The following is a 22385-nucleotide window of genomic DNA, read 5'->3' as shown; positions in this document are numbered from 1 at the left end:
CTTTTTTCTGCCGACCATTGCAAGCCGGTTGACTCCACTGAATTAATTGTGATTGGATACTATATTCATAAAGGTGCCGACGACGGGGAGTGCAGACGATGGCGGATGGATCACAGGAAAGCGAACTGATCGACGCGTTCCGCGCTCTGGCGACGCCGTTGATCAGCGACAATCTCGCCCGTGTCCCCGGGGCTGTCGGGTTGCGGCCATTTCACCGGGTGGGCGGCGTCATGGCGGGGAGGGCGCTGACGGTCAGGACCCGCCCCGGCGACAACCAGTTCATCCATCGTGCGCTCGATCTGTTGCAGCCCGGAGACGTCATCGTCGTCGATGGCGGCGGGTATGAAGGACGCGCGCTGGTCGGCGAGATCATGACAAGTGTCGCGGCGTCGCGCGGCGCCGCAGGCATTGTCATCGACGGCGCCATTCGCGATGCCGGTGCCATCGGCCGCAATCCGTTTCCATGCTTCGCACGGTCGGCCATCCATCTCGGACCTTACAAGGATGGTCCGGGAGCCATAAATGTTCCCGTCTGCATAGGCGGCATGGTCGTCGGTCCCGGCGACATCGTCGTGGGTGACGAGGATGGCGTCGTGGCATTTCCAATCGAAGATGCCGCGGCTTTGCTGGCCGCCGTCAGGGCGCAAGAAGCGCGTGAGGCCGAGATCATGCAGAGCATCCGGGAGAACCGCTACCAGGGAGCCTATGCCCGGGCTGCCGGCGGCAGTCACTGATCGGCGGATCAGAGCCTGCGGGTGACAAATCGCGTGGCCGGCTAGCGATCTTGCTCAACATAACCGCTCCGCAGCTAACCGAGGGGCGAAACAATGCATTTCGGGCACGCCGCCTGGATGCGCCAACAGGGGAAATGGAGAGAATTAATGGTTGTTTCCTTCAAGAGGCTTGCCAAGAGGCTTGCTTGTGCCACCGCCCTTGCCGGGCTGGCTATGACCACGATGGCCGCGGCTGCCGACATCAAGATCGGCATTGTGGCCCCCATGACTGGCCAACTGGCCAGTGAGGGGCAGGATATGGAGAACGCCGTGAAGATGGCGATCGATGCCGTCAACGCCAAAGGCGGCGTCAACGGCGACAAGATCATCACCACTACCGCCGACGACGCCTGCGATCCGCAGCAGGCGGTGACCGCAGGCAGCAAGCTTGTCTCGGAAGGCGTGACCGCCATCGTCGGCGGCTACTGCTCGGGCGCCGTCTTGCCGACATTGAAGATCTATGGTGACGCCGGCATTCCATTCGTCATCATCGGAGCGAACTCGACCAAGCTGGTCGCCGCCAATCAGGGCAATGCCTTCCTAGCCAATTCAACCGGTGACATGCAGGCGACGACAGCCGTCGAGCTCTTCAAGAAGAACGGCTACAAGAAGATCGCGGTCGTGGACGAAGGCGATGCCTATTCGTCCGACTTGGCCAAGCTGACCGCCGAAGCCTTCAAGAGCGCAGGCGGCGAAATTGCCGCCAAGGAGACCACCACGGCCGGCGAGCAGGACTATTCGGCGGTCGTCACCAAGATCAAATCGAGCGGCGCCGACGCTGTCTTCTGGACCGCATATCATGCCGGTGGCGCCCTGCTCACCAAGCAGCTCCGGCAGGCCGGGTTCCAGGGCGGCATTGTGCTGGGCGACGGCAACAATTCACCGGAATATCTGGAGATCGCCGGGTCGGCCGGTGAGGGCGTGTACCTGTTGTCTCCCCCGACTGTCGACCTCTTGTCCGGCGCCGCCGACTTCAAGGCCAAGTACAAGGAAACCTATGGCCGCGACGCCGGCGCCTATGCGGCGCTCTCCCACGATGTGGGCGACCTGATCGTCGATGCGATCACGCGGGCCAAGTCGGCGGATCAGAAAGCGATCATCGAGGCGCTCAAGGCGAGCGACTTCAAGGGCCTTGCTGGTGAAATCAAGTTCACCGACAAGAACACGCTCCAGACCTCGAATTTCCGCCCGGTGATCGCCAAGGGCGGCAAGTGGGTAGCCGAATAAAGGCCAACCGGATTGACGCCGAGGCAGGCCTTGTGGCGGCCTCGGCGTCACCGCCGATTGTCTGGTGTGCCGACGCTGCGCTCAGACAAGACTTTTTCAATTCTGCCCTGGAGCATCAATGACGCTCGACCTGCTTATTCAGCAACTGGTGAACGGTCTTATCGTCGGCTCGTTCTATGCCCTGATCGCGCTTGGCTACAGCATGGTCTTCGGCGTCATCAAGCTCCTGAATTTCGCCCATGGCGACATCTACATGAACGGCGCCTTCGTCGGCCTCATCGTGTTCTCCTTCGTCGGCATATGGGTCGGCAATGGCTGGCTGGGCGTGGTCTGCGCCCTGCTTGTGTCGATGCTGGCTGTCGGCTTGCTCGGCGTCATCATCGAACGCTTCGCCTACAGGCCGATGCGCAATGCGCCGCGCCTCTCCATCCTCATCACGGCGCTCGGCGCGTCGATGGTGCTGAACGGCACGGCACTCGCCCTGACAGGCGGGCGGCATTACGCCTTCAACACGGACCTCGGTTTTGCCGGCGTGGATATTTCCACCGTTCACATCACCTACACGCAGATGGTGCTGGTGGCCGCCTCCATCGCTCTTATGGCCGGCATGCAGGCCTTTGTCTCACGCACCATGTACGGCAAGGCGATGCGCGCCGTGTCCATCGACATGGGGGCGAGCCGCCTGATGGGCATCGATGTCGACCGGGTGATCGCCTTGACCTTCTTCATGGGCTCGGCGCTCGCTGCCGGCGGCGGGGTCATGGCCGGCGCCTATTATGGCAGTGTCCATTTCTTCATGGGCTTCATCATGGGGCTCAAGGCCTTCACCGCCGCGGTCATAGGTGGGATCGGCAGCGTGCCGGGCGCCATGCTCGGCGGATTGCTGCTCGGCCTGCTCGAAGCTTTCGGTTCGTCCTTGCCCTTCGTCGGCTCGGAGTGGCGTGACGTCTTCGTGTTCGGGACCCTGATCCTGTTCCTTGTGTTCAAGCCGACCGGCCTTCTTGGACGCTCTGTCGTGGAGCGGGTGTGATGACCGACGAAGTGAGAACCATGCCGACCGCCGGGCAACCGCAATTGATGCGCTGGTCCGTCGTGCTGCCCGGCCTGGCGGCGCTCACCTGCGCGCTGGTGTTGCCGCAATTCGCCAACGCCTATGTGACGGAGGTGGCAACCACGGCGCTGCTCTATGTCGTTCTGTGCCTCGGCCTCAACGTTGTCGTCGGCTATGCAGGCCTGCTCGATCTCGGCTACGCCGCCTTCTTCGCGGTCGGCGCCTACACATCAGGCATCCTGACCGCGGAATTCGGGTTCAATTTCTGGCTTACCATCCCGGTCGCCATGGTCGCCGCCTGCGTGGCCGGCATCATCATCGGGGCTCCGACATTGAGATTGCGCAGCGACTATCTGGCGATCGTGACGCTGGGCTTCGGCGAAATCGTGCGCATCATCGCCCGCAACCTCGACATCACCGGTGGCGCGAGCGGACTCATCGGCATCGAGCGCCCGGAGATATTCGGCTTCAGGCTGATGCAGGTGCAGCACTTCTACTATGCGTTCCTGGTGCTTGCGCTTCTCACCGCCTTCGTCTGTCTGAGCGTCGAGCGATCGCGAATGGGACGAGCCTGGTTCTACGTTCGCTACGATGAGGACGCCGCCGCTGGCATCGGCATCAACCGTGTCACGGCCAAGCTGCAAGCCTATGATGGGCGCTGTGATCGCTTCCGTGGCCGGATGCCTCTACGCAGCCAAGATGACGGCCATCTCGCCGGAGAGTTTCACCTTCAACCAATCGCTGCTCATCCTTCTCGGCGTCGTCCTGGGCGGCATGGGCCGCATTCCCGGCGTCGTCCTTGGTGCTGTTCTCGTGGCCCTGCTTCCGGAGGTGCTGCGCGGCGCGGGAACCTATCGTCCCCTGGTGACCGCGGTTGCGCTGCTGGCAATCATGCTCTTCAGGCCGAACGGGCTGTGGCCGGACAAGCGAGTTTGACCATGGCGCTGCTGGAAGTCCGCGACCTGCGTCTCAGTTTCGGAGGACTGAAAGTCCTTCACGACATTTCGTTCTCGGTTGAGAAAGGCGCCATCAACAGTCTTATCGGGCCGAACGGGGCCGGCAAGACATCACTCTTCAATTGCCTGACCGGCTTCTACAAGCCGAAGGGCGGCTCGATCAGTCTGGGCGGCCGGCCAATCACCGGCTTGCCGCCGCATCGCATCACCGCGCTCGGCCTCGCCCGCACGTTCCAGAACATCCGGCTGTTCAAGGAAATGACCGTTCTGGAAAACGCCATGTCCGGCCAGCATTGCCGCAGCCGCCACGGCATCATGTCGGCGATCCTGCACTTGCCGGCACAGCGGCGCGAGGAGGAGACGATCCGCGCGGCTGGCATGCGCTGGCTCGATTTTGTCGGCATCGAGCAGCATGCGCATCGCCGTGCCGGTGGTCTTTCCTATGGCGATCAACGGCGGCTCGAACTCGCAAGAGCCCTGGCGTCGGCGCCCGAGCTCATCCTGCTGGACGAGCCCGCCGCCGGCCTGAACGAGCGCGAGAAGCTGGACCTTGCTCACCTGATCCGCCGCATCCGTGACGAAACCGGTGTCACCGTCCTGCTGATCGAGCACGATATGGGCCTGGTCATGCAGGTGTCGGAGAAGATCGTGGTGTTCGACTATGGGCAGAAGATCGCCGACGGACCGCCGGAGGCCGTGCGAAAAGACCCCAGGGTCATCGAAGCCTATCTCGGTACGGAGGACTGATGGACGCCGAAATCGTTCTTTCCGCGGACCGCATCGTCGCACGCTATGACGGCATCGAAGCCCTTCATGGTGTCAGCCTTTCGGTCAAGCGCGGCCAGATCGTCGCCCTGCTTGGCGCGAATGGTGCGGGCAAGAGCACCACCCTGCGCACGCTGTCCGGCCTTGTTGCCGCATCCTCCGGATGTGTCCGCTTCCTGGGCGAGGACATAACCAAAGTCCCTGCCCATCGCCTGCCGCATCGCGGGCTCGTCCACGTCCCGGAGGGAAGGCGTATTTTCGGCGACATGACGATCAGGGAGAACCTCGACCTGGGCTCGTTCACGCTTGCCGACGACGTCGAGCGCCGGCGGCGGCTGGATCATGTTTTTGAGCTCTTCCCCATCCTGGCGCGCAGACAGAATGGCGATGCAAGGAACCTCTCGGGAGGCGAGCAGCAGATGCTGGCGATCGGCAGAGCCCTCATGGCCGCGCCCAAGGTGCTGTTGCTCGATGAGCCTTCCATGGGTCTGGCGCCGCAACTGATCAAGGAAGTCATGAACATCGTGCAGCGCCTCAATCGTGAAGGCGTGACCATTCTGCTTGTGGAGCAGAATAGCAAAGTCGCCTTGAAATTCGCCGACTACGGCTACGTTCTCAAGGCCGGACGCGTTGTTCTTGAGGGACCAGGCAGCGATCTCGCGAGCAATGAAGCGGTTATCAGCGCCTATTTAGGTGGCGTCGCTGCTTAGCTGGCAAAGCTGCCAACGCCCGGATTTTACAGAATGAGGCCGCCGCTCCAGTCCATGATTTGCCCGCCTTGCAGGAGTGGGATCAGCCACAACGAGTTGATTCTGTAGAAACGTTGACCTTCCGGGCCTACCATCCAGTCTGTGTTCCGACCCCGGGGACATAGCTGACAAAACCTCGAGGGACGCACGGAAACCAGCGGATTGCCGCAACCGCGACGGCGATCCCATAATGGCTCAGGAGTGATTGTTCATCCGCTCGAACAAAGCTTCGCCCATCCGGCGCGTATGGGCCAAAATACCGACAAGCACCTCGTCCTTGTCCGCTTCGAATGCGCAGCGCCTCGGTGGCGAATTCGTCCGGACTGACCATCATACGGTTGGCTGTTCCTCCGCTGCGGGTGCTGCCAACGAGACCGGTATCGACAATTGGCGGAGCCATCTCCACCACCCGAATTCCGCTCGACCTCAATTGATGACGCAGACTGAGCGTAAAGGAATGGATCGCGGCCTGTGAGAGCAAGACAAGCGCCTTGCTGTCGAGTTCCAGGAACATCCGTCGTTGATTTGCGTTTGCTCTCCGAGGTTAGACGTTTTCAAACCGAAGGAGAACGGTGTCATGGACTGGAACCGCGTGGAAGGAAACTGGAAACAGGTGAAAGGCAAGGTCAAGGAGCAGTGGGGTAAACTCACGGATGATGACCTTGACCGCATCGCCGGCAAGCGCGATCAACTCGAAGGCAAGATCCAGGAGCGTTACGGCCTCGAAAAGGACCGTGTGCGGCGCGATATCGATGACTGGTACGGTCGGCAGGGCTGGTAGGCGTGTGAGCCCCGGCTGCGGCCAACTCCAAGACGCGGCCCGGGTGCCAATTCGGCAGGTCCGGGCCATGCAGGCGCCGAGCCTTATCGTCAGTTGAATTTTGCAGCAAGGATTTCGTACTGTGTCAGAAGATATCTCTCGCAAGCAAGAGCAACGGGGGACAAGAAGGATTGTCATGTGGGCGGTCGCAGTTATCGCTGTGATTTTCCTTGTTCTGCTTGCTACATTCGTGTTCGGCCCGTTGGTGTGATTTTCGTTGCGATGATTGAGCTGTTTCCTGCACGATCCAGGGATGATCGGGCGTTTGAGGGCGCTTGCAGCGGCCACCAGTGAGCGACGATGTGTTTGGCGAGGATATGCGGCTGGCGCTGCTTCCGCGGCCGGACGGCGCAACAAGCGGCGCTTATACAGACTGCCGTCGCGCGGCTAACAGTCTGCGTTAGCCTGAAACCGTTTCACAGGAATTTCGCTGAACACGATTTCGCCGGGAACTATCAGCAAAGGATTGGTTTGGTGGCGGTACACAACTAGGAGATCCACCATGATTGTCAAACTTCTCTCCACCGCTGTGCTCGCGCTCACATTGGCCACATCGGCAATGGCGCAGTCGAACGGTTCAAGCTCCAACAGCGGTTCGGGCACGACGCCCGGAACCACGAATGATGCCAATGGTACCGCCGGTTCCGGTTCCGGTACTTCGACAACCCCCGTTGACCCGAACGCAACAAATTCGACAACCACCCCGAACGGCATGAGCGACCGCTGCAAGGACGCCGCGGGCAATGATACCGACACAAACACCGCCTCCGGCACGACAACGTCGAATGTGCAGAACTGCAACAAATAGATTGGTGCCTCGGAGCGCTGCCGGACATTGCTCCTTTCCCTGGGGCTGCGATCGGGCCGCGTTTTGCGACTGCGATGGCATGCGCGGATGAGCCGACAACCCGTCAGGCTGATGCCATCCGCGCTGCCCTGGGTGGCAGGCGTATCCGCGGCAATCGTCATTATTCCGGTAGTTTGCGCCGTCAACTTGGTCCGCGGCGACAATCTCCGGGAAACCACCATTGCACAGGCCATCGGTGGCGACCCTGACCGGGCCGTCCCGGCAATGATCCGCCACGGCTGTGGCGGATGTCACGAAATCCCGGGGGTACCCGGCGCCCATGGCACCGTCGGTCCGTCCCTGCAAGGCGTCGTCGAAAGAGGATATATCGGGGCGTCGCGAGCCACCCCGGATGCGATGATGCGCTGGATCAGCAGGGCGCGGGATGTAGACCCGAAGGCGGCCATGCCCAATACAAATCTGTCGCTTCAAGAGGCGCGCGACATTACCGCCTATCTCTATGCGCGAACATGAGGCGCGCTGAAGTCGCCCCACGGCGCAGGCGTCTTGCCAGCAAAAGCAGCAGGCCAAGCATCAACACGGCGGCGCCCGCTACAAGTGATTGAGCCGCCAGAATCATGATTGTCTGGCTGGTTGTCGTTCCTGCTCGCATCTGGCGTACATCGGCCGCGGTGACGCTGAGGTCGGGATTTCCGAACCGCGCGGTGACGTAATTTGCAAGAGCTGCCACCTGGCCATCGTCCAGCCAGCCGCCGAAGGCCGCCATCGATTGACGCCCGGCCACGTCACCAGCTTTGACGCCTTCAAGGATGGTCATGACGACATCCTCGGGCGTGGCCGCGCCGGGGGTGCTGTTGCGGGTCAAGGACGGATAGTATCCGTCGGGCGATCCGCCTCCGTTCGCCCCATGGCACGTCGAACAGAGCGATCGATAGAGATCATCGCCGGTTGCGGTCCCGCTGCCTTGCGTCATCCCCTCGGTTCCAGCATCGCCGTCGGCCGCGGCGGCGGCCGCGTTACCCCATGAGAAACGCGGCTGCTTCTCGTCTCCCGGTTGGGTGGGCACGTCCCTGAGATAGGCGACAATAGCCTGGATGTCGTCGTCGGAAAGATGCTGCAGGCTGTTCATGACCGTTTCCGCCATCGGCCCGCCCGCGTAGGCCTTCCCGGGCACGGCGCCGGTTTTGAGAAATCGAGACAGCTCTTCGTTGCTCCAGCCGCCGACGCCTGCGATCTTGTCGCTGGTGATGTTGAAGGCGTGCCAGATGCCGGCGGTGCCGCCGGCAAGCTTGTGGTCTTCATCCATGCCGAACGTCGCATTCCTTGGCGTGTGGCAGGCACCGCAGTGGCCGAGCACCTCGACAAGGTAGGCTCCCCTGTTCCATGCTGCGGTCCGGCTCCGATCAGGCGTGAAACTGCCGGTTTGGAGATTCGCGAGCTTCCACAGCGCAACCGTCCAGCGCTGGTTGAATGGAAAAGGCAGAATGTTTCGCGGCCGCGGCTGGGAAATCGGCGGCTGCGCAAGGATATAGGCCCGAATTGCAAGCACGTCCTCGCGGCTCATTGCGGCGAAGCTGTCATAGGGCATGGCGGGGTAGAGATCGGCTCCGTCGCGCCTGATACCTTTCTTGACGGCTCGCACGAACTCGTCCGCGGAATAGCGTCCGATGCCCGTTTCGAGATCTGGTGTGATGTTGGTCGAGTATACATCGCCGAACGGTGTCGGCACGCGATAGCCTCCAGCGAAGGGGCGGCTCGGATTGGACGTGTGGCAGCCGATGCAGTCGGCCGCTCGCGTGAGATATTCACCCCTCTGGATTTCGCTCGCCCGCAGCTCGGTGCAAAGCGCCAACGACGACAAGACGAGTACGACCGCCCGAGAAATGACGGGTGGGAATGGAATGCCCGTGGCAGGCCAAAGCGCGTACCGGCGGTGGATGGCCAATCTCCGCGTCTTTGGCGTCGTCACAGTTCGCACCCGCTGAAGATCAGCCCTGCCACCACTTGCGCCAGCAAGATGAGCGTGAACAGCGCCCCGACGCCCACCGAAGTCCTGGCAAGGAACGCACGCGTGCGCGCCCTCCGGGGCGGGATCGTACCATGTCCGCGGTCATGAACGGCGTGCCACGACAGCAGCGTGCCTGCCAGGGCGACAGCGGCGCCTATCAATGAGAACAAGGCAGTGGGACGAAAGCCGGCATGGCACTGCCAGGATGCAATGGAGTAATCGAGCTGCAGGGCTATTGCCCACGCAACTGGCCCGCTGACCAGGCCTGCCCAGGAAACGCCGGTACGGATCGCCTGCATCTCACATCCTCGGAGCCCAATAAATAACAAGATAGAGCACGACCCATGAGACGACGACGAAGTCCCAGTAGAACGCATTGTCCGAGACGTCGCTGAAGCGGCGGCCCGCCTTGCCTTTTTGCGTGAACATGAGAACCGCCAGGACGATCGTGTCGCCGACATCGGTAAGAAGATGCGTCGTATGCAGTCCAAGCAGGAACCACACGATCGATCCGTAAGCGTTCTGATCCCAGGAAATCCGCAGAGCCGGAAATTCCCAGATGCGAACGATCAGCGGAAGAATCCCGACGATCGACATGACGACCATGCCAAGGCGAACTTTCGCGAGGTCCTGGCGACGCGCCCAAAACTCGATCAGGTGGTTGGGCACGACGCTCGCAACCAGAATAATCAACGCTGCCGTGCCCGGCAGCAAATCTGGCGCCGGGGCTCCGATGGGCCAATGCCGGGCCAGCACAGCCAGATAGAAGTAGGTGCCTATCGCCAAGGCAAAACCTGTTGCCTCGAGAGCAATGAAGGCAAGGGTTCCCCACCACATCGGGCTCGCCGACCCGAAATCATATGTGGGCAGGTGGCTGACGTCGGCGACGGGACGGTGCCTCATTCCTCGTCCTCCGGCTCGCCTTTCGGCCAGAACCAACAGATGAAGCCGATCGAAACCGGGATCGCTCCCCAGACCACCGCCCATGGCGTGTATATCGAACCGAGAAATGCGCCGCCCACCGCAATGGCCGACAGCAGCGGCCAGATCGAGTTGTCAGCCGATGGCACCCTTAGTTGCGGCACCGCATCGGCGACCGTGCCGGCGAGCACCTCGCGTGCGTCGACACGCAGACCCTCGACCACGGGAAGCGTATCGGGCTCGGCCCAAAGCGGTTCGCGGTGAGTTACCACGGGCAGCCGCGAAAAATCGTAGGAGGGCGGCGGCGACGTCGTCGCCCATTCGAGCGTGCTCGCGCCCCAGGGATTGTCTCCGGCAATGCGGCCGTTGCGAAGGCTGAGCAGGAGGTTCAGGAAGAAAAGCGCAAAGCCGGCGAACACCACCAGTGAAGAGAGGCTGATGAGGAGGTTCATCTCGCCCCAGCCGCTCGCCGGCGGATACGTATAAACGCGGCGCGGCATGCCTTGCAGACCGAGAATATGCATGGGGAAGAAGGTGAGATTGAACCCGAGGAAGACGAGCCAGAAATTCCAGCGGCCGAGCCTCTCCGACAGCATGCGTCCGGTGATCTTGGGAAACCAGTAATAAACGGCGCCGAGCAGGGGGAAGACGGCGCCCCCGACCAGCACATAGTGGAAATGGGCAACCACGAAATAGGTGTCGTGCACCTGCAGGTCGAGCGGCACCGAGGCGACCATGACCCCGGTCAGGCCGCCGATCACAAAGGTGAAGATGAAGCCGAGCACGAAAAGCATGGGCGTGGCGAAGATCGGCCGGCCGCCCCAGATCGTCGCAATCCAGCAGAAGATCTGAATGCCGCTCGGAATGGCGATCATCATCGAGGAAGCGGTAAAGAAGCTTTCGCCGAGCTGCGGCAGGCCGGTAGCGAACATGTGGTGCACCCACAGGCCGAAGGAAAGAAAACCGATCGAGATCAACGACAGGACGATGCCGAGATAGCCGAAGATCGGGCGGCGAACGAAGGTCGGCAGGATCGCGGAGACGAAGCCGGTCGCCGGAATGAAGATTATGTAGACCTCGGGATGGCCGAAGAACCAGAACAGATGCTGCCACAGCAGTGCATCGCCGCCTGCTGCGGGATCGAAAAATTTCGTGCCGACCAGGCGGTCCAGGATCAGCATTGTACTCGAGACCATCACGGCCGGCATGGCGAACAGGATGACGAAAGCCGTAACGAGGACGGACCAGACATAGAGCGGGATGCGGTCGAGCGACATGCCGGGAGCACGTTGTTTGAACACTGTCGCGATGATCTCGACCGCTACCGCGAGCGCGGACACTTCAGTGTAGGTCACCATCTGCGCCCAAAAATCGGGGCGCTTGCCGATGCCATATTCGGGTCCGGCGAGCGGTACGTAGGAAAACCAGCCGGCATCCGCACCGGTTTCGAAGGCAAAGGCGATCCAGATCATCAGCCCGCCGGAAAGATAGACCCAGTAGCTGAATGCATTGAGCCGCGGAAAGGCGACATTGCGAGTGCCGATCATCAGCGGCACCAGGTAAATGGCGAAAGCTTCCATCACCGGCACGGCGAACAGAAACATCATCGTCGTGCCATGCATGGTGAACAGCTGGTTGTGGAGATCGGGGCCGATGTGGCCGGCCTCAGGCTGGGCAAGCTGGAAACGCATGGCGAGCGCTGATAGACCCGCAAGGATGAGAAACAGGAAAGCCGTCACGATATAGCGCCGTCCGATCAGCTTGTGATCGACCGTGACCAGCCAGCCGTAGAAGCCTTTCGGCGTTCGCCAGGCATGCGCCAGAAAAGCGCGCAGTCTCACCTCTTCGAGGCCGGTGTCACGGATGCCTTTCAAGCCCTGCTCGGTATGCTCGGCCGGCTTTCCCGCAATGCCGCTCATTCGAGGCTTCCGAGATAGGTGACGACCGCGTTGAGATCGTCGGCGCTAAGGGCAATGCGCGGCATCTTGGCGCCAGGCTTTATCGACTGTGGATCGGCAATCCAGGCGGCGAGTGCGCCAGGGGTCATGGCCAGCGTATCCGCGGCCAGTGCACGTCGGCTGGCGAGATGGGTAAGATCAGGTCCGACCGTTCCGCTGGCAGGCGTGCCTCTTATCGTATGGCAGAGCGCACAGCCGGTGGAAAGAAATGCCTGTTGGCCGCGGCGTTCTTCCTCGCCGCCAGGCGCCGATGCGACGGCGTTTTGCCTGGATTGCCATGCTTCGAACGCTTCGCGGCTTTCCGCGATGACGGTGATGGCCATATGGGCGTGCTGATAGCCGCAGAATTCGGCACACTGGCCACGATAGATGCCGGGCTTATCGGCGATGAGGGTAAGCTGGCTTAGCCGGCCCGGAATGAGATCGCGCTTACCGGCAAGGTTCGGCACCCAGAAGCTATGAATGACATCGAGCGAATCGAGTTCGACCTTGACCGGTTCGCCAACCGGGACATGGATTTCATTTGCCGTGACGATCGATTGCGAGGGATCATTACCGGCATACCGGACCTCCCACCACCATTGGTGCCCCGTGATCCGCACGGCAAGCGTTTCCGTTCCGCTCAGCGAAGCAATGGATTTGCCGGCGAAAAAACTCGCTATCGTCATCATGACGAGCACCAGAACGGTCAACGCAATGGCGCTGCCGACAGCGCGGGTAAATCGGCGCTCCTGATGTGAATCGATCTCGAGCGGCGAGCGCGTTGTCTCGGACAGGCGGCGATGCAAAAGCGCTGCCGCCAAGACCAGCATGACAAGCAGCCACGTGGCCACCGCGACTGCGCTGAAAGACCAGATCAGATCAAGGATTCTCCGGGCGTTCGCACCGTGTGCATGGAGGGCCGACTGCCGATCGCCGCATCCTGCCAATACCAACATCGGCGCTGCGCTGACCCACCTCAAACGCTGTTGCGCGGCCTTTCCCGGAACAATGTCAGTCAGGATTTGCGTTGGACATGTAAAGGCAAGCGACATTCGCGGTCGTGTCCGCCTGCGAGAGCCGGCCAACGGACTCATGCACCTCGCCATGAAGGATCCACCATCGTTGCCAAGGCCATAACGCAGCTGACTGAAAAAGGATGCTTGGCAACACCGCCCCGGCGAAAACCGACGTGAAGCGGTGCGGGTTAGACGATGCGCAACTCCTGGGGAGCCTGATGCCGCCGACTGCTCGTTTGAATCCAGAAAGCGACCAAGAGCAGTGCGGCTCCGCCATAGATCAGGCCAGCGGGAATCCACATGATCAAGCCTGCAAGTTGCTGGTCCTCGAGCGGGCTGAGCCCCCACAGATCCGAGCCGACGGCGTTGGCCGGATACCACAGCTTTGGCGAGACAACGAGCAAAGCCCCGAGCAGCCCGGTGTGGAGCGAGGTGAAGAAGAGATGCATCACCGCATTGCCGCGAGCGTGCTCGCGGCCAGGGCGAGGCAGCAGCACCCACCAGAACAAAAGCCCGGTGCCGAGGAAGCTCGCGTGCTGGGCATAGTGCAGGAAACCCTGCTGGAGGGCAGCCTCGAACAGCGCCGGGAGATGCCAAATCCATATCGCGGCTCCGTGCAGGACGGTCGCGACCACAGGGCGGCTGATGAACGCCCAGATCGCCCGAAGCGTATTTGCATGTCCGGCCGCTCCGAATATCTGGCGCAGTTGTACCGGCAGTGCCCACATCATCGCCGCTGTCGGGCGGGAGGTAACCAGCAGAGGCGCTGCGACCACCATCAGCAATTCATGCTCGATCATGTGCGCCGCAAACACATGTTCGCCCAACGCATGGATCGGGCTTACAAGGGCGAACGCCAGGACGGCCCAGCCGGCAGCAAACTGGAAGGCCTGCCGTGATCGCAAGCGACGTCCGCGTCCGCTCCGTCGCCACAGTCGGTTGGCGCCGGCAACATACAGCAAAAGGATTGCCGCCAGTGGCAATGTGATGGGGAGCGCCAGAGTCCAACCGGCCTGCGGAGCGCCGTTACCGTAGCAGATGGAGGTCGAAAAAAGCGCGTCGAAGCTCATGATCCGCATCCGTCACCCGGAAGAGCACCGGTTCATCTGGAAAGATCCAGAATGAAGCCAAGGAGGCGCGCTGTTCCCACCTCCTTGCGCCGCCTCTAGGCGTCCATCATCGATTTCGCCGGCTCCCGGGCGATATTTTCTTCTATGCGTTCGTGTCCCGGTGTTCGCGGCAGGGCCTGGCGGAAGTTCTTGGCATAGTCTGCCGGCATTTTGGGCGGCATCAGCGGCTCATAGGCATCGACCAGCGCTTCGATCACGACAGGGCCTTCCGTGGCGAAAGCCTGGTCGAGAACCGTCTCGATCTGATCGGTCCGCTCGATGCGAAAACCCTTGGCGCCCATTGCTTCCGCCGCCATGGCAAAATCGATCGGCTGCAATTCGCAGCCGAATTGCGGATTCCCCAGAAACATCATCTGCTCCCAGGCGATCTGATTGAGCATGTTGTTCTTGATCACCAGAACCTTCAGCGGGATCTTGTAGCGCACCGCCGTCGAGAATTCGCCGAGCTGCATGGCAAAGCCGCCATCGCCGACGATGGCGGCAATCGGGCGACCGGGGAATGCTATGCCGGCAGCGATGGCGTAGGCGAGACCGCAAGCCATCGACGCCAGCGATCCGGACACCCCAAATGCCTGGCCGCTGCGAAGATCGACATGGCGGGCGGCCAGTTCCGTGTTCTGACCGGAATCCGTGGCCAGCACCGTGTCGTCGGCCAACCGTTGTCCGAACGCCCGGGCAATCGCCTGTGGCTTCAAGGGTTGCGCCTGCATGTCTTCCGACTGCCGCATCATCTCGCGCCATTTTCTCATGGTCTCTTGGGAACGGTGCAGGAACTCATCGGAGGGCTTCTGCGTCAGACGTTGGTTGAGCGCGCGCAATGTCTCGGCCGCGTCGCCGACAAGGCCGGCTTCGACTGGAAAGCGCAAGCCGATCCGCTGCGCATCGCAGTCGATCTGGACGCCACGGGCCTGCCCGGGCTGCGGGTAGTATTCGATATAGGGAAAGGTCGAACCGACAATCAGCACCGCGTCACAGCTCTCCATCGCCTCTTGCGAAGCCAGGGTTCCAAGAATGCCGATCCCGCCGGTGGTGTAGGGATGGTCGTCCGGCAGCACCGCCTTGCCCAGCAAGGCCTTCGCGACAGGCGCCTGCAGCAGGCGCGCCGTGTGTTCGAGTTCGGCGGCCGCGCCGATGGCGCCGCGTCCGGCCAGGATCGCAACCCGCGAAGCGTCATTGAGAATGTCGGCGGCTTTGTCGAGCTCAACGTCCAGCGGTACGCTGTGAGCGGCGAACATATCCTGCGGCGTGTGCGCCGGGCGATTGCGCTTGGAGCGCTTCGACGGATCGCGCTCCTGCTCCTGGATGTCGCTGGCAATCGAAAGATGTGCGACGCCCTTGCGCGCCAGCGCGGTTCGGCAGGCAAGGCTGGCGACGTTTTCCATATGCGCGGCATCGGCAACATGGGCGTTATAAACGGAGACATCATTGAACACGCGCGTCAGATCGACATCCTGTTGCGTGAACGTCTCGATCAGATCGTGGAACTGCATGCCCGTAATCGCCAGCACCGGAGCCTGGTCGAGCTTGGCGTCATAGAGGCCGGTCAGAAGATGTGTTCCGCCGGGACCGGACGTCGCAAGGCACACGCCCAGCTTACCTGTCCACTTGGCATACGCACATGCCATGAAGGCAGCCGATTCTTCATGCCGGACCTGAACGAAGGCAATCTTGTCGCGCCGCGTCCGCAACGCTTCCATGACGCCGTTTATGCCGTCTCCCGGCAAGCCGAACACCACCTCCACGTCCCAGGCGACGAGCGTATCGATGAGAATTTCTGCTGCATTTGGCATGTCAGGGTAGCTCCGGCGGATGGTGTCCGAACCGGTGAATCCCGAGTTGGTTCCTTCGTCACAATAAATCGTGACAGGTTTCTGGAAGCGATCTCCCCGGAGCGGTCTATTCGATCTGCTCGAACGTGCATTGCCGTGGCGCCTTGTCGGGGCGCCAGCGCAGCAGTTTGGTGCCGTGGCGAAACCGATTGCCGGTAACGTGGTCGAAGCGGACCTCCACCACCAGTTCAGGTTCCAAGGGTTCCCATTGTCCGCTGCGCTCCGTGCTCCAGCGGCTCGGGCCGCCGGGCGCCTTGCCGGTGAATCCGGGCTCTGACCGCAGCCCTTCCAGCCGGCGCGTGAGCGCTCCTCTGTCGGTCCTGGCGATGGTCGACGTGAAGCCGACGTGATCGAGCTTGCCGTCGTCATTGTAGAGGCCGAGGAGCAGCGAGCCGACCTCACGACTGTCCGCGAGATAGCGGAAACCGCCGACAACGCAATCGGCGGTGCGCCTCGGCTTTACCTTCACCATCGCACGTTCGCCGCACAGATAATGCTCATCGAGCACTTTGGCCACGATGCCGTCGGTCGATGCATGGCCGGAGCCGTTTAGCCATCGAGCCGCCGTGGCTGCATCATAAGCGCACTTCGACAGGCGAAGATCTGGACTGTTCGAGGAGGTCGCGAAGTCCTCGATCGCTCGCCGCCTTTCGACAAGTGGCTTGCCCGTGATGACCTCGCCGCCCGGCCTGGCAAGCATGTCGAAGAGGATCAGACTGGCAGGCGTCTGCGAACTCAGTTTGCGGATTCTGCTTTGTGCTGGGTGAAGGCGCATCTGCAGCGCTTCGAAGGAAAGCTCACCGTCAACCTCAATGACAATCTCGCCGTCGATGACGAAGTGCCCGCGCTTGAGGTCACGCAAAATCTCCGTGATTTCTGGAAAATAGCGGCCGAGCGGCTTGCCGGATTTGGCGCGCAGGTCAACGGCGTTGTCGCTCTTGAAAGCCAGGCAGCGAAATCCGTCCCATTTGGGCTCGTACTGCCAGCGGTTCCCGTCCCTGGGGATTTCATCGGCAAGCCTGGCCTCCATCGGAGGAGTGTCCAGCGGGAGCGGGAAGGCGTTTATCGGTTCATGCACGGGTCAGGCCTCCAAAACCGGTTCAGGAACGGCTCCGGCTTTTCAACTTCCAGGACTGGCACCGCGTTCCATCTGACGGTTCTGCCTGGTTCTTCGCGATGGGACATTTTCATTTGCCGCGGAACCCGGATGACGGCTGGTCGCTTTGATGTCATCGGCAACGCGAGCGGAGATGTCCCATCGATCCCTCATTGTGGATAGCTTTTGTCGGAACCGTCATTCTGATGCAGATGCCGCCAGGCCCCGACAGCATGCTGGTGATGGCACGCGGCATCGGGCAGGGGCGCGACGTGGCGCTGTTCACGGTGCTCGGCATGACGCTGGGCGCCGGACTTGTGCAGCTTCCGCTGATTGCATTCGGCCTGTCCTCGCTTGTCCACGCCTCGCCCCTGGCGTTCAATCTGCTTCGATGGGCCGGGGCGGCCTACATCGTCTGGCTGGGTATCCGGCTGCTGCTTTCATCCTCGGCAACCATTCCCACGGGTGACCTCAAGGCCCTGCGGCCGCTCGCCGCCGCCCGGGAAGGAATGATCGCCAATCTGAGCAATCCCTGGCCTTTGATGTTCATGGTTGCGTTCCTGCCGCAATTTGTCGATCCGCATAGGGGCTCCGTCACGTTGCAGCTGGTGCTGCTTGGCGCAACACAGAAGATAACCGGTGTGCTGGTGCTGGGAGCCTACGCCTTGGCATCGGGCGCGGCCGGCGCATGGGTCATGCGGCACCCTCGCGCAAGGCTTTGGCAGCAGCGGCTCGCCGGCTGTCTCATCATCGGCCTCGGCGTGCGGATGGTGATCGGCGGCGGTACGAGCCGCTGACGAAGCGGATGAACAGCCGGGCCCCACACTCGACTTTGGCGCCGCTGGACATTCCTTCAAAGAATAATTTTGTGCCACGTCGCCTGAATGACAGGCTTCGACACAAGCATTCTCTTCTTCAGGGGAACGGAGCATTCGCTTCGATGTTCGGCTCCGCCGAAAGAACCCGCATGGGATGAATCGCCGTCGCGGACCGGGACTGTGTCCAGGAACAAAAAGCCTGACCAGAGGTTCGAACTCGATCTCAATGCAGCTTGAAACGGCTGCTTCATCGGCATCCGATTGGAATGTTCGTCATGATTTCTTGCGTGGCCCCGGTAAAGACGCGCCTTCAATGAACAAGCCACCTGAAGAGGGCCAAAGGGCAAGAGAGCCAAAAAAAGGCGGCGTCGTTCGGGCTCTCGGGCTTGGTCTGATCACCGGCGCGGCCGATGACGACTGCTCGGCTATCGGTACCTACGCGAGCGCCGGAGCGCGGTTCGGGCCCGACCTGCTGTGGACGGCACCTGTCACGCTGCCGATGATGTATCTCGTCGTCTATCTTTCATCCAAACTTGGCCAGGTTTCGGGTCGCGGGCTTTTCAAGGTCATATCGGACTTCTATCCGCGTTGGCTGCTATGGTCTGTGCTGGTGGGCGTACTGATTGGCAACACGATCGAGGCAGCCGCCGACCTTGGCGCCATGTCGGCGGCCATTGTGCTGTTTGTTCCGCTGCCTGCTCCGTTGGTCGTCATTGTCGTCGCGATCGTCATTTTTGCCCTGCAGGTGTTCGGATCGTATAAATTGATCCGAAATGTGTTCCGGTGGCTGGCTCTGGCTCTGCTTGCCTATGTGGTCTCCGCGGTGCTTGCCAAACCGGATGCCGCCTCCGTTCTGCGTGGCACGCTGTTGCCAAAAATCGAGTTCAGCCGCGAATACCTGTCCATCCTCGTCGCCATCGTCGGGACCACGCTCTCCGCATACCTTTACACGTGGCAGTCCAATCAGGAGGTGGAGGAGGAGATCGCCAAGGGTCGAACGAGCCTCGAAGAGCGCAAAGGAGCCACCGAGGGCGAGCTGCGCCGATCCCGCCGCGATATCCTGATCGGCATGACGTTTTCCAATCTGATCATGTATTTCATCATCCTTTCGACAGGGTCGACGCTCTACAAGGCCGGGCAGACGCAGATCGAGACAGCGGCACAGGCGGCCGAAGCGCTGCGGCCGCTTGCCGGCGACGCTGCCGGCATTCTCTTTGCGGCCGGTGTAATTGGCGTCGGCTTTCTGGCCGTGCCGATCATGACCGCTGGCGCTGCTTTCGATTTCGCTCAGGCGATGGGATGGAAGAATAGCTTGCATGCCAAACCCCGGCAGGCTCCCAAATTCTACATCGTGATCGGGGTCATAACGCTGGTGGCGGTGGGCCTCAATTTCTTCGGCTTCAACCCGATGAAAGCGCTGGTCTGGTCCGGCATCGTGCAAGGATTTTCAACGCCGCCGCTGCTGCTTCTCATTCTCATCATGACCAACAACCGCAAGATCATGGGTGACAAGGTCAACAGCACAAGTACGAACATCCTGGGTGGGGTGACGATCCTGGCGATTCTTGCGGCGTCGGCGGGGCTGGTAGCAAGCTGGTTCCTGTAGCTCGCCGGGCGTGAAGGATGTTCAGGCCTGGTGGAACATCGGCGGTCAAATGTCGTTAAGACGTTTGTGGGAGAAAGAAGGTTGTCCATGTCAAAGTTGCAGGCCGCCACTCCGGATCGTTTAAGGCAACTCAGGCTTGAAGCTTCAGCACATTTCGCTCCGTTGATGCTGAACGAGGCCCTGTTGCGCCTTTCCCATGCCTGCGGAGCCGACAGCCTCGACCGCTTCGAGAAAGCCATGGTTGATCAAATCGAGGCAGCAAAGGACGATCGGGCCGATTTCGAATCGATCAAGGAATTCGCGATCGAGCAGCTTTACGCCCTGGTCCGGAACGCCAACGATTCGCCAAAAAAGAAACAGGCACTTGAGAAGATAGACACGCGCAGAACGCCCGGCCGTTCCGAAGAACCACAGACGCTCGAGGACCAACTGCAGGCGGGGTTGGAGGATTCCTTTCCGGCGAGCGATCCGCCCTCGGTGGTGTCCACGACCATTTCAGGCGGAGCAAAGAAGCTGGTCGGGACCGACGAGGTCCTGGAAAAGCAGCGGCAACAAGCGTCCAGCAAGGAAGGCCGCTCGTAGATCGCGGTGGCGGCTGGTGTGGCGGCAACCAAGGCCTGCGGACACGCCAACGGAACAGCTGGCGCCATCGCATCAAAGCTTGACAGCCGCCTCCCGCGCCCAGAGCCGCAGTTTGCGGCATGACTGCACAAACGCAGTTACCGAAGCTGCCGAATCCAGCCGCGTCAACCCCTCATCGGCATCGGGAGCGACGCCTGCTTTGATCAGGAGCGGCTCGGCCCCTGTGGTGAAGCCGATGAACTTGCAGTGCGCAAACGCATCAGACACGAAATCCTTCGCAGCGGCCTCCTTGACCAGCAACTCGGCGCCCGCCTCGGAGAGGAGCAGCACCACCGCGTCGAACAATACGGATGGACCGCCGTCGATCATGTGCCTTGCCTCGATGTGAGTGCCGTCGGCGGTTTCGACGCCGCCCACCTTGGGCGCAACCACCTCCATCACCGCGCCTTCCGCTTCGATGGCGGAACGAAGTTCCTCGAACAGCGCGACATCGGCTCCATCGCTAAGCATGACACCGACTTTGCGGCCTTCAAAACTATCAGGCCCATTTTGAATGATGCTGAGCGCCGGCGACGGCGGCAAGTCATCACGCGGCGTAACGGCGGCTTCGGCAGGTTCGGGCAGGTCACGGACGCCGAGCTTGTCGGCGACCGTGGTCGCCAGCGTTTCATCGATGTTCAACAAATGCGAAACCATGCGCTCGCGGATCGCCGGTGCCTGGACCTTGCTCAGTTCAAATGTCAGCGCCATCGCGATGTGACGCTGCTCCGGTGGTGTCTGGCTGTTGAAGAATTGCCGGGCCTGGCTGTAGTGATCGGCGAAGCTCTCCGCGCGCAGACGTACTTTCTGCCCTTCTTCGGCATCGGCGAAAGAACGGAAGCCACGCTGCGGATCCTCGCGCGGTCCCAGTCCCCATGAGTTCGGCTCATAATTGGCGCGACCGGCCGGGTTGCGCATGGCCATGTGCCCGTCCTGTTGAAAATGGGCGAACGGGCACTTCGGCGCATTGATCGGCAGATGGGTAAAGTTCGGGCTGCCCAGCCGTTTCAATTGGGTATCGAGATAAGAGAAGTTGCGGCCTTGCAGAAGCGGATCGTTGGAGAAATCGATTCCGGGCGGCACATTCTGCGTCATGAACGCCACCTGCTCGGTCTCGGCGAAGAAATTATCCGGCATCCGGTCGAGCACCAGCCGACCGACCGGAATTGGTTCGAGGACCTCTTCGGGAATGATCTTCGTTGCATCCAGGATATCGAAGTCGAAACTGTCGGCAAACGCCTGATCGAACAGTTGCACCGTCAACTCCCATTCCGGGAAATTGCCGGCCTGTATGGCCTCCCACAGATCGCGGCGATGGAAGTCGGGATCGGCGCCATTGATCTTGACCGCCTCGTTCCAGACCACCGATTGCATGCCGAGCTTGGGTTTCCAGATGAACTTGACGAAGGTGGATTCGTCCTTCGCGTTGACGAGGCGGAACGTGTGCACACCAAAGCCCTGCATGAAGCGGAAGGAACGCGGGATCGCGCGATCCGACATGATCCACATCACCATGTGCATCGATTCCGGCATCAGGCTGATAAAGTCCCAGAAATTGTCGTGCGCCGTCTGTGCCTGCGGAAAGGCACGGTCGGGCTCCTGTTTGGCAGCGTGGATCAGGTCGGGAAACTTGATGGCGTCCTGGATGAAGAAGACCGGGATGTTGTTGCCGACCAGGTCCCAATTGCCTTCCTTGGTGTAGAGCTTGACCGCGAAGCCGCGCACGTCGCGGGCGAGATCGAACGAGCCCTTGTTGCCGGCAACCGTCGAGAAACGAACGAATGCCGGCGTCTTCTCACCAACTCGCTGGAAAATGTCGGCACGTGTGTATTTGGCAAGTGACTCGTAGGTCTCGAAAAAACCATGCGCACCGTAGCCGCGGGCATGAACGACCCTTTCCGGGATGCGTTCGTGGTCGAAGTGGAAAATCTTCTCGCGAAAGTGAAAGTCCTCGATCAGCGATGGTCCGCGCTCACCGATCCGCAATGTGTTTTGGTCGTCGGAGACAGGCGTTCCGAGCGCCGTCGTAAGGGCAGGCGTTTCGTCCCCCGCGATCTGGTGCAACTCGCCGCCATTTCCGCGCGCGCTATTCTGATCCAGTCCACTTGCCGATTGGCGAGCGGAGGGGCGAGCGGATTTGGCCATGACAGGTCCTCGATCGATACCGGAAGGTTGAAGTGGTCAAGCCATCAAACTGCCGGTGAGCGGCTTTGTTCCCGTAAAAAATGGACGCTGGAGACACCGCTGTCGG

At 61.2% G+C, this 22385-nt stretch carries 21 protein-coding genes and 1 pseudogene; 12 read left to right on the top strand and 10 right to left on the bottom strand.

Annotation, left to right across the window (positions count from 1 at the left end):
- Nucleotides 1-98: 98 nt before the first annotated feature.
- The 6 genes and pseudogenes from NKH95_RS16230 to NKH95_RS16200 all read left to right on the top strand — a co-directional run bounded on the left by NKH95_RS16230 (nt 99) and on the right by NKH95_RS16200 (nt 5482).
- Nucleotides 99-734, top strand: coding sequence for an RraA family protein (locus tag NKH95_RS16230; protein WP_023809512.1), 636 nt, complete (start codon nt 99-101; stop codon nt 732-734).
- Between the two features lie 147 nt (nt 735-881).
- Nucleotides 882-2000: a branched-chain amino acid ABC transporter substrate-binding protein gene (locus tag NKH95_RS16225; RefSeq protein ID WP_245273099.1), complete on the top strand. Its 1119-nt coding sequence runs from the start codon at nt 882-884 to the stop codon at nt 1998-2000.
- Between the two features lie 118 nt (nt 2001-2118).
- The gene (locus NKH95_RS16220) at nt 2119-3030 is read left to right on the top strand and encodes a branched-chain amino acid ABC transporter permease (protein WP_023809510.1); all 912 of its coding nucleotides are present in this window, start codon (nt 2119-2121) and stop codon (nt 3028-3030) included.
- A pseudogene (locus NKH95_RS16215) lies at nt 3030-3632 on the top strand (branched-chain amino acid ABC transporter permease); the annotation flags it as partial. The gene NKH95_RS16220 and the pseudogene NKH95_RS16215, both read left to right, overlap by 1 nt.
- A gap of 357 nt (nt 3633-3989) precedes the next feature.
- Nucleotides 3990-4754 (top strand): ABC transporter ATP-binding protein, encoded by a 765-nt coding sequence (locus tag NKH95_RS16205; RefSeq protein WP_352753467.1) that lies wholly within the window; start codon nt 3990-3992, stop codon nt 4752-4754.
- Nucleotides 4754-5482 (top strand): ABC transporter ATP-binding protein, encoded by a 729-nt coding sequence (locus NKH95_RS16200; RefSeq protein WP_023809507.1) that lies wholly within the window; start codon nt 4754-4756, stop codon nt 5480-5482. Before NKH95_RS16205 ends, NKH95_RS16200 begins: the two co-directional genes overlap by 1 nt.
- 127 nt (nt 5483-5609) lie before the next feature.
- Here the strand turns inward: NKH95_RS16200 and NKH95_RS16195 are convergent, their stop codons facing one another.
- The gene (locus NKH95_RS16195; RefSeq protein WP_352610931.1) at nt 5610-6035 is read right to left on the bottom strand and encodes a Rossmann-fold NAD(P)-binding domain-containing protein; all 426 of its coding nucleotides are present in this window, start codon (nt 6033-6035) and stop codon (nt 5610-5612) included.
- 63 nt (nt 6036-6098) lie between these two features.
- Between NKH95_RS16195 and NKH95_RS16190 the strand changes: the two genes are divergently transcribed.
- From NKH95_RS16190 to NKH95_RS16180, 3 genes are all read left to right on the top strand, one after another.
- On the top strand, nt 6099-6302 hold the full coding sequence (locus NKH95_RS16190) for a CsbD family protein (protein ID WP_023809505.1): 204 nt from the start codon (nt 6099-6101) through the stop codon (nt 6300-6302).
- A gap of 541 nt (nt 6303-6843) precedes the next feature.
- Nucleotides 6844-7149: a hypothetical protein gene (locus tag NKH95_RS16185; protein WP_128303874.1), complete on the top strand. Its 306-nt coding sequence runs from the start codon at nt 6844-6846 to the stop codon at nt 7147-7149.
- A gap of 111 nt (nt 7150-7260) precedes the next feature.
- The gene (locus tag NKH95_RS16180) at nt 7261-7662 is read left to right on the top strand and encodes a c-type cytochrome (RefSeq protein WP_352631297.1); all 402 of its coding nucleotides are present in this window, start codon (nt 7261-7263) and stop codon (nt 7660-7662) included.
- Here NKH95_RS16180 and NKH95_RS16175 read toward each other — a convergent pair.
- The 8 genes from NKH95_RS16175 to NKH95_RS16140 form a co-directional block, all read right to left on the bottom strand.
- Nucleotides 7634-9094: a c-type cytochrome gene (locus NKH95_RS16175; RefSeq protein WP_352892027.1), complete on the bottom strand. Its 1461-nt coding sequence runs from the start codon at nt 9092-9094 to the stop codon at nt 7634-7636. The genes NKH95_RS16180 and NKH95_RS16175 overlap by 29 nt on opposite strands.
- A gap of 20 nt (nt 9095-9114) precedes the next feature.
- Nucleotides 9115-9456, bottom strand: a complete 342-nt coding sequence (locus NKH95_RS16170; RefSeq protein WP_352441943.1) for a hypothetical protein — start codon at nt 9454-9456, stop codon at nt 9115-9117.
- 1 nt (nt 9457) lies between these two features.
- Complete coding sequence (locus tag NKH95_RS16165; RefSeq protein ID WP_023809500.1) at nt 9458-10060, bottom strand: cytochrome c oxidase subunit 3; 603 nt, start codon at nt 10058-10060, stop codon at nt 9458-9460.
- Entirely contained in the window at nt 10057-11997 is a 1941-nt protein-coding gene (gene ctaD / locus NKH95_RS16160) for a cytochrome c oxidase subunit I (protein ID WP_352892025.1), read from the bottom strand. Before ctaD ends, NKH95_RS16165 begins: the two co-directional genes overlap by 4 nt.
- Nucleotides 11994-12974, bottom strand: coding sequence for a cytochrome c oxidase subunit II (gene coxB, locus NKH95_RS16155; RefSeq protein WP_050592651.1), 981 nt, complete (start codon nt 12972-12974; stop codon nt 11994-11996). Before coxB ends, ctaD begins: the two co-directional genes overlap by 4 nt.
- A 248-nt stretch (nt 12975-13222) precedes the next feature.
- A complete protein-coding gene (locus tag NKH95_RS16150) occupies nt 13223-14104 on the bottom strand; it encodes a cytochrome c oxidase assembly protein (protein WP_352441946.1) in 882 nt (293 codons plus the stop codon).
- A 95-nt stretch (nt 14105-14199) separates the two neighbouring features.
- The gene (locus NKH95_RS16145) at nt 14200-15954 is read right to left on the bottom strand and encodes a thiamine pyrophosphate-dependent enzyme (RefSeq protein ID WP_128303876.1); all 1755 of its coding nucleotides are present in this window, start codon (nt 15952-15954) and stop codon (nt 14200-14202) included.
- A gap of 106 nt (nt 15955-16060) precedes the next feature.
- Nucleotides 16061-17071 (bottom strand): ATP-dependent DNA ligase, encoded by a 1011-nt coding sequence (locus tag NKH95_RS16140; RefSeq protein ID WP_023809496.1) that lies wholly within the window; start codon nt 17069-17071, stop codon nt 16061-16063.
- A gap of 224 nt (nt 17072-17295) precedes the next feature.
- Between NKH95_RS16140 and NKH95_RS16135 the strand changes: the two genes are divergently transcribed.
- The 3 genes from NKH95_RS16135 (at nt 17296) to NKH95_RS16125 (ending at nt 20095) form a co-directional block, all read left to right on the top strand.
- Nucleotides 17296-17886, top strand: a complete 591-nt coding sequence (locus NKH95_RS16135) for a LysE family translocator (protein WP_050592649.1) — start codon at nt 17296-17298, stop codon at nt 17884-17886.
- A 247-nt stretch (nt 17887-18133) separates the two neighbouring features.
- A complete protein-coding gene (locus NKH95_RS16130) occupies nt 18134-19513 on the top strand; it encodes an Nramp family divalent metal transporter (protein WP_348625573.1) in 1380 nt (459 codons plus the stop codon).
- Between the two features lie 87 nt (nt 19514-19600).
- Nucleotides 19601-20095 (top strand): hypothetical protein, encoded by a 495-nt coding sequence (locus NKH95_RS16125; protein WP_023809493.1) that lies wholly within the window; start codon nt 19601-19603, stop codon nt 20093-20095.
- Between the two features lie 72 nt (nt 20096-20167).
- On the opposite strand, the gene katE is transcribed toward NKH95_RS16125, so the two are convergent.
- Nucleotides 20168-22279 (bottom strand): catalase, encoded by a 2112-nt coding sequence (katE, locus tag NKH95_RS16120; protein ID WP_023809492.1) that lies wholly within the window; start codon nt 22277-22279, stop codon nt 20168-20170.
- Nucleotides 22280-22385 lie beyond the last annotated feature (106 nt).

Origin of the sequence: Mesorhizobium sp. M0848 (assembly GCF_040319805.1) — a bacterium.
Taxonomy (GTDB): Bacteria; Pseudomonadota; Alphaproteobacteria; order Rhizobiales; family Rhizobiaceae; genus Mesorhizobium.
The sequence above is the reverse complement of the archived record's forward strand: the minus strand, read 5'-3'. Positions and strand labels throughout refer to the sequence as shown.